This window comes from Psychrobacter aquaticus CMS 56, from assembly GCF_000471625.1.
GTDB lineage: Bacteria > Pseudomonadota > Gammaproteobacteria > Pseudomonadales > Moraxellaceae > Psychrobacter > Psychrobacter aquaticus.
The window spans coordinates 179583-195473 of record NZ_AUSW01000030.1 but is presented as its reverse complement, the minus strand read 5'-3'; the positions used below and the strand labels follow the sequence as shown (position 1 = coordinate 195473).

Annotated in this window: 10 protein-coding genes; 3 read left to right on the top strand and 7 right to left on the bottom strand. The window is 43.1% G+C overall.

Annotated features, from left to right (window positions below; all coding sequences use genetic code 11):
- Positions 1-34: 34 nt before the first annotated feature.
- The 5 genes from M917_RS08515 to M917_RS08495 form a co-directional block, all read right to left on the bottom strand.
- Entirely contained in the window at positions 35-631 is a 597-nt protein-coding gene (locus M917_RS08515; RefSeq protein WP_021814402.1) for a YsnF/AvaK domain-containing protein, read from the bottom strand.
- Between the two features lie 370 nt (positions 632-1001).
- A complete protein-coding gene (locus M917_RS08510) occupies positions 1002-1850 on the bottom strand; it encodes a DUF2382 domain-containing protein (protein WP_021814401.1) in 849 nt (282 codons plus the stop codon).
- Between the two features lie 447 nt (positions 1851-2297).
- The gene (locus tag M917_RS08505) at positions 2298-3479 is read right to left on the bottom strand and encodes a thiolase family protein (protein WP_021814400.1); all 1182 of its coding nucleotides are present in this window, start codon (positions 3477-3479) and stop codon (positions 2298-2300) included.
- 169 nt (positions 3480-3648) lie between these two features.
- Entirely contained in the window at positions 3649-4992 is a 1344-nt protein-coding gene (locus M917_RS08500) for a homoserine dehydrogenase (protein ID WP_021814399.1), read from the bottom strand.
- Between the two features lie 169 nt (positions 4993-5161).
- Positions 5162-6001 carry a DsbC family protein gene (locus M917_RS08495; RefSeq protein WP_021814398.1) on the bottom strand — a complete coding sequence of 280 codons (840 nt, stop codon included), beginning with the start codon at positions 5999-6001 and terminating at the stop codon, positions 5162-5164.
- A 450-nt stretch (positions 6002-6451) separates the two neighbouring features.
- Here M917_RS08495 and M917_RS08490 point away from each other — a divergent pair, with 450 nt between their 5' ends.
- Entirely contained in the window at positions 6452-7381 is a 930-nt protein-coding gene (locus M917_RS08490) for a DUF808 domain-containing protein (RefSeq protein WP_021814397.1), read from the top strand.
- Between the two features lie 242 nt (positions 7382-7623).
- Here the strand turns inward: M917_RS08490 and M917_RS08485 are convergent, their stop codons facing one another.
- Positions 7624-11898 carry an Rne/Rng family ribonuclease gene (locus M917_RS08485; protein WP_021814396.1) on the bottom strand — a complete coding sequence of 1425 codons (4275 nt, stop codon included), beginning with the start codon at positions 11896-11898 and terminating at the stop codon, positions 7624-7626.
- Positions 11899-13124: 1226 nt separating this feature from the next.
- Between M917_RS08485 and M917_RS08480 the strand changes: the two genes are divergently transcribed.
- Positions 13125-14135 (top strand): RluA family pseudouridine synthase, encoded by a 1011-nt coding sequence (locus M917_RS08480; protein ID WP_021814394.1) that lies wholly within the window; start codon positions 13125-13127, stop codon positions 14133-14135.
- A 146-nt stretch (positions 14136-14281) separates the two neighbouring features.
- Positions 14282-14995, top strand: a complete 714-nt coding sequence (locus tag M917_RS08475; RefSeq protein WP_021814393.1) for an HAD family hydrolase — start codon at positions 14282-14284, stop codon at positions 14993-14995.
- Positions 14996-15076: 81 nt separating this feature from the next.
- On the opposite strand, the gene yihA is transcribed toward M917_RS08475, so the two are convergent.
- Positions 15077-15832, bottom strand: coding sequence for a ribosome biogenesis GTP-binding protein YihA/YsxC (gene yihA, locus M917_RS08470; RefSeq protein WP_021814392.1), 756 nt, complete (start codon positions 15830-15832; stop codon positions 15077-15079).
- Between the last annotated feature and the right edge of the window lie 59 nt (positions 15833-15891).

Sequence of the window (15891 nt, the reverse complement as noted above, 5' to 3'; positions counted from 1 at the left end):
GTNCTTTTTTTTATGGTTATCAAAAACTAAAATGCTATTTATTATAATTAGCACCAGTTTCGTGCTCTAAAAACCCTTCTTCTGTAACATCCAGCTCTTCATGCTTCAAAACCACTTGGATACTGTCAGTATGCGTGTGCGTGGTTTTAGTAATGTCAATTTCTTGGACAGCATAAGTGTCTTTCGTAACTGTTGCCACTTGGCGCGATAGCACTATCTCAATAGGCGCATCGCCGATCTCAACTTGTTTATCGTTAATGGTGACAATCGCTTTGCTGCCTAACGATGGCTCAACATAGCGTAACACGTCTTTTTCGTCATAGTTGCCAGAGAGTAAGTCCTGACTTTCCGCATCATGAAACTCAGTGCGAACGGTAATGTATTCTTCTATCAGCTCAATGGGCACTTCAATGGTTTTCGTCCGTGTGTGCTTAGTGACGGTGACCTTTCCCACGTCTAAACGCTCTTTGTTGACCACAGGGCGTTCTTCTAGTAGCTCTAGATAACCAGCTTGCCCTTCTATATTTGAGTCGTTTTTTTGCTGAATGGATGACTGGTGGTTTGCTTCGAGACTGTCTTGATGAGCGCTTAAATCATTGTTGGCTAGGGTATTGGTATTATCAGTCGTCATGATTATTTCCTTATAGTTATTTATAAATTAAAGGTATTTGTAAAAGTGAATTTTTTGCTTATAAACAGCAGTTATTTTATAGTCAGGTCAATATAAAAAGAGTCAGCGAGACTGGAATAAATTTTTTGTAGCCTTTGGCAGCAATGGCACAGCAAGCAAAAAAATTGTGTCATTCTCACATTATAATATCGTGTATCAATTTTATTTGGTATCGATTGTATAGTGAATAAGTATCATATAGAAAAGCACAAAAAAGACCAGAGACATGCTCTGGTCTTAATCACTGAACTATACATCCAGCTGCTTATTATTGTCACATTTTTTTATGTTTCGTAGATATTTCCTACAAAACATATGACATATTAGCCAATTACATACCACGAGCGCGGCGTACGTCTTCAGCCGTGATACCATCACGATCTACGATATTGCCTTCGCGGTCAACCACGTTACCATCACGGTCAATATCTAGCTCTTCGCGTTGAATAGTCTCAACGATCGTTTCAGTGTGACGCTCAGTAGTCTTACCAACATTAACTTCTTCAGAGACATAAGTCTCTTTGCCAACACGAGCGCGTTCAGCTTCTAGTTCAACTTCAACTGTTTCGTTGACTCCGACATCACCGATACGGCGATCTGTTGGGCGATCCACATTGGTACGTTGAATGTTAGCATGCTCTTCTTCTAACTCGACATCAACATTGCGCTCTTCAGTAACCACATGCTTACCAACTTTTACTAGGCCAGCTACGATGCGATCTTTATTGACCGTTAAGCGTTCCTCTAATAACTCTAGTGAATTTGGTGCGTCGTAGGCATGATCTTCAATGTCCATGCGTTCTGCTGTCGGGACAGTATCAGCAGTGAATGCTTGACGATCTTTTTCATATTGATCTTTGTAGCTATACTGATAATCATGATCGTAAACTTCCATTGCTTCAACTTGCGACTTGGTCAAGCTATCAAAGAACACGTCATCACCAACAATACGTGCTAGACCTGCTGGTACCAATACTTCTTTTGAGCTGAACCAGCCGCCCGCATCAACGATTAGGTAGCGAATGCGACCAGTGGTATCTTCTACCAGCGCACCCTCAATCTTACCAATTTTTTCTTCATTGACGCCATAAGCGGTTTTGTGAGTTGGATCATAATAGTCGTCACCAATTAGGTCACGATGTGTGGCTTGAATATCTTTTAAACGAATAAGTTGACTCATTATTGTCTTCCTTTTTTATGAATTAGTAATTAATAGTTATTGTTCGAATATTAAATTTTTTATGATTAAATTCTTTCATCAGATAAATTTAGTTAAAAAGCTTTATCTAACACAATGTCAGTAGCAAGCCATAGGTTTATTGCTTTGCCGCTACCTCAACTTGGAACTATCGTAACATCATGATTTCGGATGAGATATATGAGCAAGGTAGCAAAGTGTGGACTTGCAGTAATTGCGTGTAATAGGCTGTAAGTGCGATAACATAGCGATGGGTATAAATTAACGCAATTTAACATAGCGACATGTTTTGCATTATTTTGAAGGGGTAAATAGAAAAAACCGCAGTGCCATGAGCACTACGGTTTATTAAATAAAGAATAAAGAAGTTGGTTAAAGGTGAAAAAAACGTTATATCTTTAGAACATTAAGCTATAAATGTCTTCATATTCAAGGCAATTCAATGGCTACTGCAACAGCTTCACCGCCACCGATACATAATGTGGCAACGCCTTTTTTGCCACCAGTACGCTTGAGTGAGTTAATAAGCGTGATGAGAATACGTGCTCCTGAACAGCCTACTGGATGACCAAGTGCACAAGCACCGCCTTCAATGTTGACTTTCGCGTGTTCGATGCTTAGCTCATTCATCGCGGCCATAGTGACCATCGCAAATGCTTCATTGATCTCCCATAGATCAACATCAGCCACTGACCAGCCTGCGCTAGCCAAGACTTTTTCAATCGCACCAATCGGGGCAATGGTAAATTCGCTTGGATGACGTGAGTTTGAGGCAGTCGCAATGATACGAGCTTGATAATCAAGACCTTCAGCTTTTGCTTGTGATTCTTTCATAACCACAACCGCAGCAGCTCCATCAGAGATCGAGCTGGCGTTTGCGGCGGTAATAGTACCGTCTTTCGCAAATGCTGGACGCAGAGTAGGAATACGCTCAGCATTGGCAAGGGCAGGTTGTTCGTCGGTATCAATCGTTTGCTCGCCTTTACGGGTGGTAAATGTAACTGGCACGATCTCGTCTTTGAAGTGGTTTTCTTTGATAGCTGTCAACGCACGATTTAGTGATTCGATGGCAAATACATCCATCTGCTCGCGTGTGTAACCTTTTTCATCGGCCATTTCTTGGGCAAATTTACCCATCAGCTTACCCGTTTCGGCATCTTCTAGACCATCTAAAAACATGTGGTCTTTGACTTCTTGATGTCCCATGCGGTAACCACCGCGCGACCCTGGCATGATGTAAGGCGCATTGGTCATAGATTCCATACCACCAGCAACAGCCACATTGAAGCTGCCTGCTTTGATGCCGTCATGTGCTTGCATCACCGCTTTTAGACCTGAACCACAAAGCTTATTAATAGTCACGGCACCCGTTGCATCAGACAGACCTGCCTTGCGCATCGCTTGACGCGCAGGACCTTGACCCAAACCAGCAGTCAAGATACAGCCCATGATGACTTCATCAATATTATCAACACTAACACCTGCACGCTCGACAGCGGCTTTAATGGCAGCACCACCAAGCTCTGTAGCACTCATGTCCTTCAATGCGCCTTGAAAGCCGCCCATAGGAGTCCGAGCACCATTTAAAATTACAATTGCATCATTTGTCATCGTTATTATTCCTTTATTACGTTTTTTAAATGAAGGAGTGTCACTTAGCGTAAAAGCAGCTGCCGATTGGCTAACCAAGGTTCATAAGCTAACTATTTGAGCTAATCATTTTTACCAACTTTATCAACCAGTGACACGATTGCTTATCACTGGATGTTAAGGATATGCCTTATTCTAGCTCATCTAAGCGAATACGTACTACTTTATCAGTAATGGTGTCTAATTTTTCGATTTTTTCGATGGCCAGATTCATCTGACTCTCAACCACAGGCAGCGTCAAGATAATCACTGGTACTTGACCCACTTTATGGGCAGGTTTTTGTAAAATAGCATCAATATTGATACCAGCATCGCTTAGGATACGCGTAATATCAGCCAATACGCCAGGACTGTCGTACGCATGCACACGCAAGTAGTAGCCAGTCGTCATTTGCTCGGCACGTAATATGGGGGTGTCTGATAATTGTTCAGGTATAAAGGCCAAATGTGGCACATGGTGACCAGTATTGTTTTGATCGTCACGGTCTTTGCTACCTAATACACGCACCAAATCCATAACATCAGCCATCACCGCAGAAGCCGTCGCGCCAGCACCAGCGCCATCACCGCAGTAGAGCGTCTGCCCAAGTGGATGCGAATTGACCAGTACTGCGTTTTTTACGCCATTGACATTGGCTAGTAACGCCTCTTGCGGAATCAGTGTTGGGTGTACTCGCAGCTCAATACCAGCAGCATCAGCATTGCCTTGACCATCACGGCGTACAGCAAAACCTAAGTGCTTGATACGGTAACCCAACTCTTCAGCGTAATTCACGTCTTGCAAGGTAATACCCGTAATACCTTCACAGTAAACTTTGTCAAACTGTAGTGGAATGCCAAACGCGATAGAAGCAAGTAATGCCAATTTGTGCGCGGCGTCAATGCCTTCAACATCAAAAGTCGGATCTGCTTCGGCATAACCCAGCTCTTGCGCCTCTTGCAACACGTCTGCAAACGGACGACCCTTATCACGCATTTCGGTCATGATAAAATTACCAGTACCGTTAATGATACCTGCAAGCCAATCAATTTTATTGGCAGCGAGCGCTTCACGCATCACTTTAATAATGGGAATGCCACCTGCGACTGCAGCTTCATAAGCGACATGAACATTATGTGCTTCAGCAAATGCAAAAATCTCATTACCGTGCTCTGCCAGTAGTGCTTTATTTGCAGTTACTACATGTTTGCCGTGTTTGATAGCGTGCATGATGACATCTTTTGCCAATGTAGTACCGCCAATGACTTCGATAACGATGTCGACATTATCGCTTGCAGCCGTTGCCATCAAATCACTGTTTTGAATGATAGTGGCATCAATATCATCACGCTGACGGCGCGTACCGACTTCGGTAATAATAATGTCGCGGCCGCTACGGCGTTTTAGCTCATCTAAGTTGTCATTGATTAGATTGATCACGCCCGTTCCGACGGTGCCCAGACCAAGTATCGCTAGTTTGATGGAGTTGCTCACAGTATCCTCAAAAGGTTGAATATATCGTTGAATAAAAAATGCTTAAATAAAAGTGTGCTGCTGATTTTTCATAGCGCTTTATCGTATCATACCGACAAGCAAGCGTGACGTCTATACAGTGTCGACAAGTTGATAAACATCAAAAACTGCTGAGTCATATCACAACTTATTATTCAGCGCCGACTGCTTGAGCCAGCTCTGCTGCAGGCAGGTAGCCGCCCACTTGTTGACCTGTTTCCGTAAAGATCGCTGGTGTACCACGCACACCAAGTCTTGCGCCTAAAGCCATGTGCTCTTGTACAGGATTGGCACAGTTAGGTGCTTGTACATTGTCGCCTATTTTTGCCTGATTCATGGCGGCATTACGATCTTGACTACACCAAACAGCTTCCATTTTTGGCACTGATTCTTGGCTGCGTGGCCAGGCCAAATAACGTACCTCGATACCGCGTGCATTGATATCAGCCATATCTTCATGCAATTTACGGCAATAGCCACAGTCTGCATCCGTAAAGGCATAAATCACAGACTTAGTTGCGCCTGTTGCTGGATAGATAATCATGTCTTTTTTGTCGACGGCTTTTAGCGCTTCTTGGGCAGTACTGGCAACCAATGCGGCACTGATATCAACAGGCTCGGCGGCGCCAACGGCGATGATTTGTCCTTGAATTATGTGCTTGCCAGACTTGTCAGTAAAAAAAGAAGGCAACCCTTCAACCGTTACCCAGTAAATGCCATCCATATCGGTGGGCACCGCTGAAACGATATTTTCTTCGATACCAGAGGCGCTCAAATTCGCCTGTAAGGCTTTCACTACGGCAGCGTCGCTATCGGTCGACAATTTAGTGCTGCTGACATTAGACTTCGTGTTATTGACCACACTGTTATTACTGATCGCATCTGCTGAATTGTTTGAACAGCCAGCCGCCATTACAACGAGCAATGCGCCCATCATAAAACGAGATAAACGGTTTCGAGCAAAGGTTTTTTTTACAATGGGGGATGGCATATGGATTGTCCTGTAGGCACTGTGCCTAAACATGAATGCGTTTTGAGAAAGAGGAAGATAAGTTTTTATATCGTAATGCGTAAAAATGAGGTTTTAAAGGGTTAATTTTGCAGCGCTTTTTATCACTTAGCAATAATTAACGCTCATCAGTCATGTCGACTATATTAGCATATTTCTAGTAAATAACTGCCAAAGGTGATGCGTCTATAGTCAGGTCAATATAAAAAACGTCAGCCGGGCTGGGATAAGTTTTGTTAGCGTGAGAGCGTTATTAATAATAATGGTATGCATAAGGGGAAATCCAAAAAAAGATACATTTGTACTATGTAATATCGACGCTTGCCCTTGTAGGCTACTGCTAACAATACTATTTTGAAAATTTATATAAAATTCTTTGTATAAGTCATTTTGCAGTTATTTATTGACATAAATTTGCGTTAAGGAGCATATATGGCAGGTGCCAGTTTATTAACCCTACTTGATGATATCAGTGTGATATTGGATGACGTTTCCGTCATGACCAAGGTTGCTGCCAAAAAAACCGCTGGCGTATTGGGCGATGATTTGGCTTTGAACGCTGAGCAAGTCTCTGGTGTCAAAGCCAATCGTGAGCTTCCAGTAATTTGGGCAGTGGCCAAAGGTTCATTCATTAATAAACTTATTTTAGTACCAGCGGCGCTATTGATTAGTGCCATTTATCCCCCTCTGGTCACTTTTTTGTTGATGTGTGGTGGTCTATATTTGGTTTACGAAGGCGCTGAAAAAGTCATTCACCGATTTTGGCCGCATGCCTTACCGCATGATGAAGAACAAAATGCCCGCCGTAAAGCCAATGCTGATGAAACGGTAGATTTGGTGGCAGTTGAAAAGGAAAAAATAAAAGGTGCGATACGTACCGACTTTATTCTATCAGCTGAGATTATTGTAATTGCACTGGGTTCAGCTGCTAGTGCCACATTGCTAGAACAAAGCTTGGTACTGTCGATTTTGGCCATTAGTATTACCATTGGTATTTATGGCTTGGTGGCTGGTATCGTCAAGATAGATGATGCAGGTCTGCATCTGATGGAACAAGAAGGAGCGTTCAAACAAAAGCTTGGCAAATTTATGTTTGCTGCTGCGCCAAAATTGATGAAGTTTTTGTCGATCGCTGGTACATTAGCGATGTTCTTAGTCGGTGGTGGTATCTTGGTACACGGCATTGGCTTTTTACATCATGGAGTAGAAGACATTGCCCATCTAACTGGTATTTTTGAGAGCGTGACTACCGCGATTCTGAATGGTGTTGTTGGCTTTATCATTGGAGCTGCGGTCGTAGCTATTTTGACTGTCATTGGTAAAATTCGCGGTAAAGATGATAAAGCGTCTTCTGCACACTAACTGACCGATGGCTTTTGTTTATTCCATAGTTGAAATACTTTAAAGTTGCTATAGTACTGCTATTGTAGATTTTTTGCCGCCTCTGTCTGCGTAGGCACAGCAAGCAAGAAAAGTTTGCACCAGCAGTACGTGTTGTATCGGTATTAATTTTCACCGCCTATAGTTGATACGTCTTATACCAAATCCAAAAAAAGCCCCAAAGTTGATGACAACTTTGGGGCTTTTGCTTTTTGGCTTATGGACTAGCTTTCACTATCAGTATCATCAGACTCTGGCTTTTCAGCTTGAGTCAGCTTTTTCTGATCCATTTTAGGCTTACGGCTGCGTGCTTTTGGCACTTTCGGTGTGGTTAAATTAAACATGCTTTTTTGTGGAAGCAATTGCTCAGCCACATTTTCGATCATGTTTTTATAACTGGCTATCGTGGTTTTTGATTTGGCAGCTTGAGTCTCTTCTTTAGTAGGTTGCGCTACTTCAGACTCAGTCGCTTGCGCACTTTCTTGCTCGTTAACCTCCTGCGAGCCAGTATTTTCAATGACTTTGTTTTCGGTATCCAAATCCTCAATACCGATATTTACATCATCTGCCGACTCATCAGTTGCTTTTGCTAGCGCTTGATCTGCTTCTAGTAGCTGTTCGCTATCAGCGCTGACATGCTCTGTCTGCGCTTGACTGGCCAGTGCATTCGCCTCGATGTCATGGGCATTAACTTTGCTAACAGTTTGCTTAGCTTCACTTGCCGATTCATTGCTATCATCGGATTCTGTTTCCGTTACCTTTTCAGCCGGAACGCTTAAGATCGCTGGCTCCTGATAATCAGGATGCTGACCACGCGGATCGTTGCTCGCACGTTTGCCAATAGTACGTGGTTCAACTTTCGTCTTACCTTGCGCGGCTGCAAACTGACTAACCGCTTGGGTCATCGTTTCAAAGCGTGCTAAGTAATCCACTGCCAATGGCTGATAACCATAGTTACTAAAATCAAAGCTTTGATTAGCAAGCTTGTTATTACTATTATTCATAGTATTGTCAACGTCGGTATTTTTATCAGCATGTTGCGCTTGCTTGGTATACAAGGCAATCGTATCGATAAAACAGTGAATAACTCCCTCTTCTGCTAAGCGAGTTTGCGCCTCTGGCAGGGTAGCGCGAATGAATTCACCTACTGTACCGCGAATAGTTTGCACGCTCACAGTTTGCTCATTGGCTTGTGGTTGTTGAGCTGCTTGCACTTGCTGATCGCGTACCACACGTGGATCGTTGCTGGCTTGACCAAACTTTTCAGCAGTCACATAGTGGCTAGCAAACAATGCCTCATGCGTCAGCTGAAGCGCTGAGTCACTTGTTTTGCTCGTCTCTATCGTGGTGTCATCGCTCTGAGTGTCTTTGGTATTCTCACTCTCATTGACATCATCAGCACTATTCGCTTCTCGATTCGTCGCTTGGCTATTTGACTCGGCTTGGGTACTTTCAACTTTAACCGCAACAGGTTCTGCACTATTGGCTTGACTGTTTGCAGCGTCATTGTCGATAGTGTGCTTATCGGTAGCATCCTTCGATGTTGACGGCTCATCTATGGCCATTACAGACGATTGGTTCTCTTCATCACTATCGGCTTTTGGTGCAGTATGTTGTCCCTTATCTTCAGTGACGCTAACCTTAAACTCATCAGCTTTGACATCTTTAACACCATGGTTCTCTAAAGCGCTTTTGTCCGTCACTTTCTCATTGGTAGTTTTGTCGTCAGAGTTTTGTACATCATGGCTCTTTTGATTGGCGCTCTGTTGAGTAGTAGGCTCTTTCGTTGCATCTTCATTAGCTAAGTCGTCTTTCGATGCGTCATTTGCAGCGTTTTGTTTCTTAGCGGGCTGATGTTTTGTTTGTGTAGACTTGCTGTTGTCTAACGACAAATGCACGACTTCTGATGATTTAAGCTCAACAGGTGCTTCATTGACCTGTAGCAAAACTTCATTAGGGTTTTGATTACGACGCGTACCAGACTGATTTTTGTTGCCATTAGTTGCAGTATTCGCCTGCTGACCTTGTTGTTGAGCATTATTATCAGCTGTTAATGTCTCGCCGCGCTCCAGTTTTCCACGTGAGCCACGTTGACTGTGTGATTTGCGTTTCGCGCGAGTTTGCTCGTCGTTGGTGTTGCTGTTTTTATCCTCAGAGTCATTACGTTCGTTCGAATTGCGACTGCTGTCTTGACGATTGTTGCGATTGCGATCATTAGTACGTTTGTTATCTTGCTGGCGTTTATCTTGTGTATCAGCCGCTTTGTCATCAACATTGTTGGCGGTAACATTTGCAGTGTTGTTATCTGCATTGCCACTTATCTCGTTGCTGCTCTCATCCGTCGGCTCTTTTCTCTGACGAGGCTTAGAGGATCTAGACTTGCGTGGTTTACGTCTTCTTCTATCTTCATTATTGCTGTCATCAGTATCACTATCGGTACTACGACGCGCCTGCTGACGATTGGCATTGTTATCTGCTGGTTGATCATCATTTTTTTGATTGTTGGTTTGCGAAGCCGTTTGCGCGCTGTTTGCGGTACTGCTTAAAGCATTGCTATCGACTTGTCCAAACGAACCTAAACTCTGCGCGCCATTATTGACTAGGGTTTCAATGGCTTCTGCCGCATCACTACTACTGACGCTAGGCGTCGTTTGCGCTTGCGGTGCTTTAGCAAATAGATTAGACAGCCAAGCCACTGCTTGCGGTTGGGGCTTTGTCTCAACGCTAGCAGTTTGTGTCGCTACTGGTGTGACAGGTGCTGCAACACTTTGACTGTGATTGGTTTGCGGTGCACGCGTCGATGTAACATCGTTATCGTTGGTATTTTTATGAGTGCGCTGGTCGTTGTTGTGACTGTTGCTATCCACGGTGCTGCTTGGTTTATTGGCAGCTTTACTGTCCAATTCTTGGCGTGGCTGGCGAGTCGGTTGCTGTTCTGGGCGCTCTTTTTCAGCGGTTTGCCAATCAACATTGTAGCCAAGATCGCTATGTTCTTGCTGCTGAGTATCTGTAATACGCTCATAGCTTGATGGGACAAAGCCGTCGCGGTTAAAATGTAATTTGAAGTTTGGTGATTCTAAATGCGCATGTGGCAAAATAGTAATGCGCGTGCCACTGTCTTGTTCAAGATAAACTAAGCTGTCACGCTTTTCATTCAATAAGAAGGCGGCGATGTCAGTTGGTACTTCTGCTTGTACTTCACCTTGACGTTCTTTTAGCGCGATTTGTTCGATCTGACGCATGATCGATAGTGACAATGAGCGCAAGTCACGAATCATGCCATTACCATGGCAGCGTGGGCAGATATAACCCGTTGACTCTTCTAATGATGGACGTAGGCGCTGACGGCTCATTTCCATCAAACCAAACTTGGAGATATCACCAAACTGGACACGGGCACGATCATATTTGGTGGCATCAATCAGTCGTTTTTCGACTTCTTTTTGATGCTTATTGTCATTCATATCGATGAAATCAATGACAATCAAACCACCCATATCACGCAGACGTAGCTGGCGTGCGATTTCATCGGCGGCTTCTAAATTGGTATGGTAGGCGGTCTCGGCGACGTCTGAGCCTTTGGTGGATTTGGCTGAGTTGATATCGATAGAGACTAGAGCTTCAGTTTGGTCAATAACGATAGAGCCACCTGAGGGCAGACGAACTTCACGCTGATACGCGGTTTCGATTTGTTTTTCGATATTAAAGCGTGAAAACATCGGCTCATAATCGGTATATTTGCGTAGTTTTTCTGCTTGTTTTGGCATTACTGCATCGATAAAACCTGCCGCTTCAATATAAGCGTTTTCGTTGTCGATCCAAATCTCAGCAATGTCATCACGCAGATAGTCGCGGACAGCACGTGTGACGACGCCCGCTTCTTGGTGAACCAAGCGCGGTGATGGATATTTTTGGTTTTGTTCTTGAATGGCTTGCCAGATATTGAGCAGGTGGTTCAAATCGTGCTGCAAATCTTCTTGAGTTTTGCCAATACCAGCGGTACGAATAATAACGCTCATACCTTTTGGCAAATCAAGATTGCCCAGCATACGCTTCATGTCCTCGCGCAGTTTGCCTGAGATTTGACGTGAGATACCACCGCCACGAGGGTTGTTTGGCATCAATACCAGATAGCGTCCTGCGAGTGACACATAAGTCGATAGAGCCGCGCCTTTATTACCGCGTTCTTCTTTTTCGACTTGGACGATTAATTCGTCGCCTTCTTTGATCAGTTTTTTGATGTTTTCATCACGTGGATTGCCGCTCAAGTATTCGGCAGAAATTTCACGAATGGGTAAAAAACCTTGGCGCTGTGAGCCATATTCAACAAAAACGGCTTCAAGTGATGGCTCGACGCGGGTCACATGACCTTTATAGATGTTGGATTTTTTTTGCTCGCGAGTACGGTTTTCCAAATCGAAATCGTACAGATGGTTGCCTTTGCATAAGGCGACACGAATTTCTTCGTTTTGAGTAGCGTTGATCAAAATGCGTTTCATATTTATATCCTATGAGTACGCATAACAACGATTTGGGGGTCTTTCGGGCGTGATGGCAAATATCGCTAATATATAAATTAGCGTTTGTAGACGTTAGTCAACGGTAGAACATAAATCATGGATTTTATAAAGCACACGGGCTTTTTCAATGGCTTGTTTTTCACCTAAGGTGCATTAGCAATGCTCATATAAATATAAGTTATACAGGGTGTAAGGCTATATAGTTATATCCTATTATTGATAGGTTTGGCTTAAATATTAATGCTTAAGCGTGCTATTTGCTTTTCGTTATCAGTAAGTTCTATTGGTAGCTAAGCGGCACACTTTGTAAGAGCGGGCAGATGGTCAGTTACGGGTCTAAAATTACTGATACTAAAGCAGTATCGTGCTGTTGCCATTAATCTATCAAAGTCTAGCAATAATATCGCTGTAATGTGTACTGTTCTATAAAATAGTCGTACTCAGCAGTTATGTATTTAGGTAAAGCAATTGGTCACTTTTATTTATCGTTCTTTCGGATATAACGTCAATCATATTTGAGTATTTTAAGGTTAGGTATCGCAGCTTTGGTTATCAGCGGGGCGTACTTGGCAAACAGAATAAATGACTAAATCATTGGCGTGGTATCTATTTACATCTTACTTATTGTTATCTGTTTGACCACCAATACTTAGGCAGCTATCGATATACTTTTTGATCCTAACGTTAAATAACCCATACTTGCTCAACGGCGCTCACTAAAAGACCATCAGATAACCAGTCATTAAATAATGAATAATTATCCAGTAAAGTCGTTGTCATGCAGTGGTGAGTCAATGTTGTGTCATTATCGGTCAATAAACAGGCGCTTTGCCAAAATTATCAACGCGGATGTTATGAACACAAAGGTATTTAGTGTCACTATTTCTTATGTCACTGATTGTTTTATGGTACTGAGTAAAATCAGTACATTACTTTCATTTTACGATCTACAATTTATGGGATCATATCTATCAATATCTATAAGTGATATCTTTAAATAGATAATCTGTCCTAAAATCAGATGAAACAGACAGTATCAGCAAGGTATACAGCTCATACTTCTTTATTAATCAGTAATAAAAATAGTAATGTGCTATCTGAAACAATAAGGATTATTGCTGCAGCCTCTGCTTAATTGTCGCTCAACATGGTAAACTATAGCAAATCTTTGTGTAAATACCTAACTAAAAATGACGAACCCAAAAATGACTGACGACGCACCGACCCATGAAGCCCCTGCTATTTTTAATAGTAAAACTCGCCCACAAAGCGCTGACGACGAAATCAGTGACTTTGGCAAGGTGAACTACCTTGAAGTGACTCGCCATCAGCACGACCAGCGCTTGGATAACTTTTTGCTCAATCGCTTAAAAGGTTTACCAAAACCGCATATCTATAAAATGATTCGCTCTGATGAAGTGCGCGTCAACAATAAACGCTGTAAAGCGCATGACAGAGTGCAGCGTGAAGACGTGGTACGTATTGCACCAGTACAGCTTGCGACGCGCGAAAAACCCATCATCAGCACAGAATTTGCCAAGAGCTTATTGGCACGTGTGGTTTATGAAGATGAGGGCATGTTAGTGCTTAACAAGCCATCGGGTATAGCGGTTCATGGGGGTAGTGGCTTGGACTTTGGCGTCATCGAAGCCATGCGTGAAGTGACGGGTAAAAAATACCTAGAGCTGGTACATCGCATCGATAAAGACACTTCAGGGCTGCTGATGATTTCAAAAAAACGCTCAGCGCTGAAAACGTTGCAGCAGCATCTCGTGGACAAAACCATTCAAAAGCATTATCTATGTCTGGCGAAAGGGCAGCCTGCGCTTAATGAGCAACGGATTGATGCATCATTACTGCGCTATACGCTTGCCAGTGGTGAACGCCGCGTCAAAGTAGATGCACACGATCCCCAAGCAAAAGAAAGCCAAACGGATATCGTGGTTCATGCGCGTTTTATACTCGCAGGTCAGCCAGTGAGTCTGATTGAAGCCAAGCCGCTGACAGGACGTACCCATCAAATCCGCGTGCATTTGGCACATATTGGCCATGCTATCTTAGGTGACGATAAGTATAATGTGCATGATAAATCAGGCGTTCATCGTTTGTGTCTACATGCGTGGCGCTTAGATATCCCAGGTTATGAAACGATTACGGCACCGCTACCAGAGGATATGGCAGACTGGCTACCAGAGCAAACCAAGTTGCCTGAATAAGACTTCAATGTATAAGTTTTAGTCTTAAGTCTACTGATTACTAAGCATGAACAACACGTCACGATACCTTATTTTATGAATAAGCTACCGTGACGTTTTCTTATCCATCTCTACCAATTATTATCGCTATTCGCTAAGGTAATTTCATGAGTGAACAATCTGTCGCCAGTCTCTCTACCACTGCCAAAAAAACTCAATTAGCAGCCAATCACTACTTAGCAGATAAGACGCTGATTATTTTTGATTGGGATGGGACATTGATGGATTCAATCGGTTTAATCGTTGAGTCTATGCATGTGGCTGGAGAAGCACATGGATTTGGGACAACTGATAAAGCAGTAAAAGACATTATCGGGCTTAGTTTACTAAATGGCATTGATATTTTATATCCTCAGGCAGATGCGCCACAAAAGCTGGCCATTCAGCAAAGCTATGCTGATTATTACATTCCTAACAGTCATCGCACGCCATTTTTTGCTCCTATAGAAAGCATGTTGCAGACCTTACAAGATAACGGCAAAAGTCTTGCTGTAGCCACAGGCAAAAAAAGAAAAGGGCTTGATCGGGTATTGGATGCCTCTAAAAGCCACCACTATTTTGCTATGACGCGCTGCGCTGATGAATCAGGTTCCAAACCCGATCCGCAAATGCTTAGCGATATTTTGGCGCGCACACAGCAGCAAATCTCCGATGCAGTTTTTATCGGTGATAGTATCTATGATATTCAAATGGCCACGCAATTGGGTATGACCAGTATCGCGGTAAATTATGGTACGGCCTCTAGTGCAGAGCTCGCGGCGCAGTGTCCTACTTATCAAGTGGATACGCCGCAAGAATTGGCGGATCTATTATGTGGATAGATAGAAATTCTTTTAAATGATCATAAAAAAAGGGTTTATCGATAATAATGATAAACCCTTTTTGATTTAAGACGATGATACTTATTTACTTTGTTTTTGAGCGCTTTCTTTTTCAATAGCGTCTTCTAACTCAGCGCCTTCTAGTAACGCAAAAGAGGACTCAATAATTTTGTCCGCATCGAGCTGATACTCATACCAATTGCCCATTACGCCAGCCAACTCATCAAGACCTTCTTTTCTTAAGGCTGAAAACAGCTGAATAGTACAATTTAAGCCCAGTTTTTTGAGTTTTTTGCGAGTGTTAAGTAGGGCGTTTTTAGAAGCGCCATACTTAAGCTTATCTGCTTTGGTCAACAAGATATGTACTGGCAGATCACCATCATTTGCCCAACGTAACATTTGCTCATCAAAGAATTTCAATGGATGACGAATGTCAGTCATCAGCACTAGGCCTGCAAGGCTAGAACGTGACACCAAGTACTCTTCTAGCTCAACCTGCCATTCTTTTTTCATCTCAAGCGGTACAGCCGCATAGCCATAACCGGGTAAATCTACCAAACGCCTCTCAGTATTACCAATACTAAAAAAATTAATCATCTGCGTGCGCCCTGGCGTTTTGGACGATCGAGCCAGTTGGCGCTGGTTGGTTAAGGCATTGATAGCCGAGGATTTGCCCGCGTTTGAGCGTCCAGCAAAGGCGACCTCTAATCCCATATCAGGCGGACAGAGACGAAAGGTAGGCGCTGATGTCATAAATTCAGTTTGTTGAATTTTTTGACGAGATTTGGTATTGAACAATGCATGTTCGGCGGCAACGTCGGTAAACGGGGTACTCATAAATGGCTCATTAATCTTCAAAAAATTGGATACGGTCATAAAATTTTAAATAACGGTTT

Excerpts from the sequence above, each read along its gene's own strand:
- M917_RS08515 (WP_021814402.1), bottom strand. The coding sequence starts at position 631 with ATGACGACTGATAATACCAATACCCTAGCCAACAATGATTTAAGCGCT.
- M917_RS08510 (WP_021814401.1), bottom strand. The coding sequence starts at position 1,850 with ATGAGTCAACTTATTCGTTTAAAAGATATTCAAGCCACACATCGTGAC.
- M917_RS08505 (WP_021814400.1), bottom strand. The coding sequence starts at position 3,479 with ATGACAAATGATGCAATTGTAATTTTAAATGGTGCTCGGACTCCTATG.
- M917_RS08495 (WP_021814398.1), bottom strand. The coding sequence starts at position 6,001 with ATGCCATCCCCCATTGTAAAAAAAACCTTTGCTCGAAACCGTTTATCT.
- M917_RS08490 (WP_021814397.1), top strand. The coding sequence starts at position 6,452 with ATGGCAGGTGCCAGTTTATTAACCCTACTTGATGATATCAGTGTGATA.
- M917_RS08485 (WP_021814396.1), bottom strand. The coding sequence starts at position 11,898 with ATGAAACGCATTTTGATCAACGCTACTCAAAACGAAGAAATTCGTGTC.
- M917_RS08480 (WP_021814394.1), top strand. The coding sequence starts at position 13,125 with ATGACTGACGACGCACCGACCCATGAAGCCCCTGCTATTTTTAATAGT.
- M917_RS08475 (WP_021814393.1), top strand. The coding sequence starts at position 14,282 with ATGAGTGAACAATCTGTCGCCAGTCTCTCTACCACTGCCAAAAAAACT.
- yihA (WP_021814392.1), bottom strand. The coding sequence starts at position 15,832 with ATGAGTACCCCGTTTACCGACGTTGCCGCCGAACATGCATTGTTCAAT.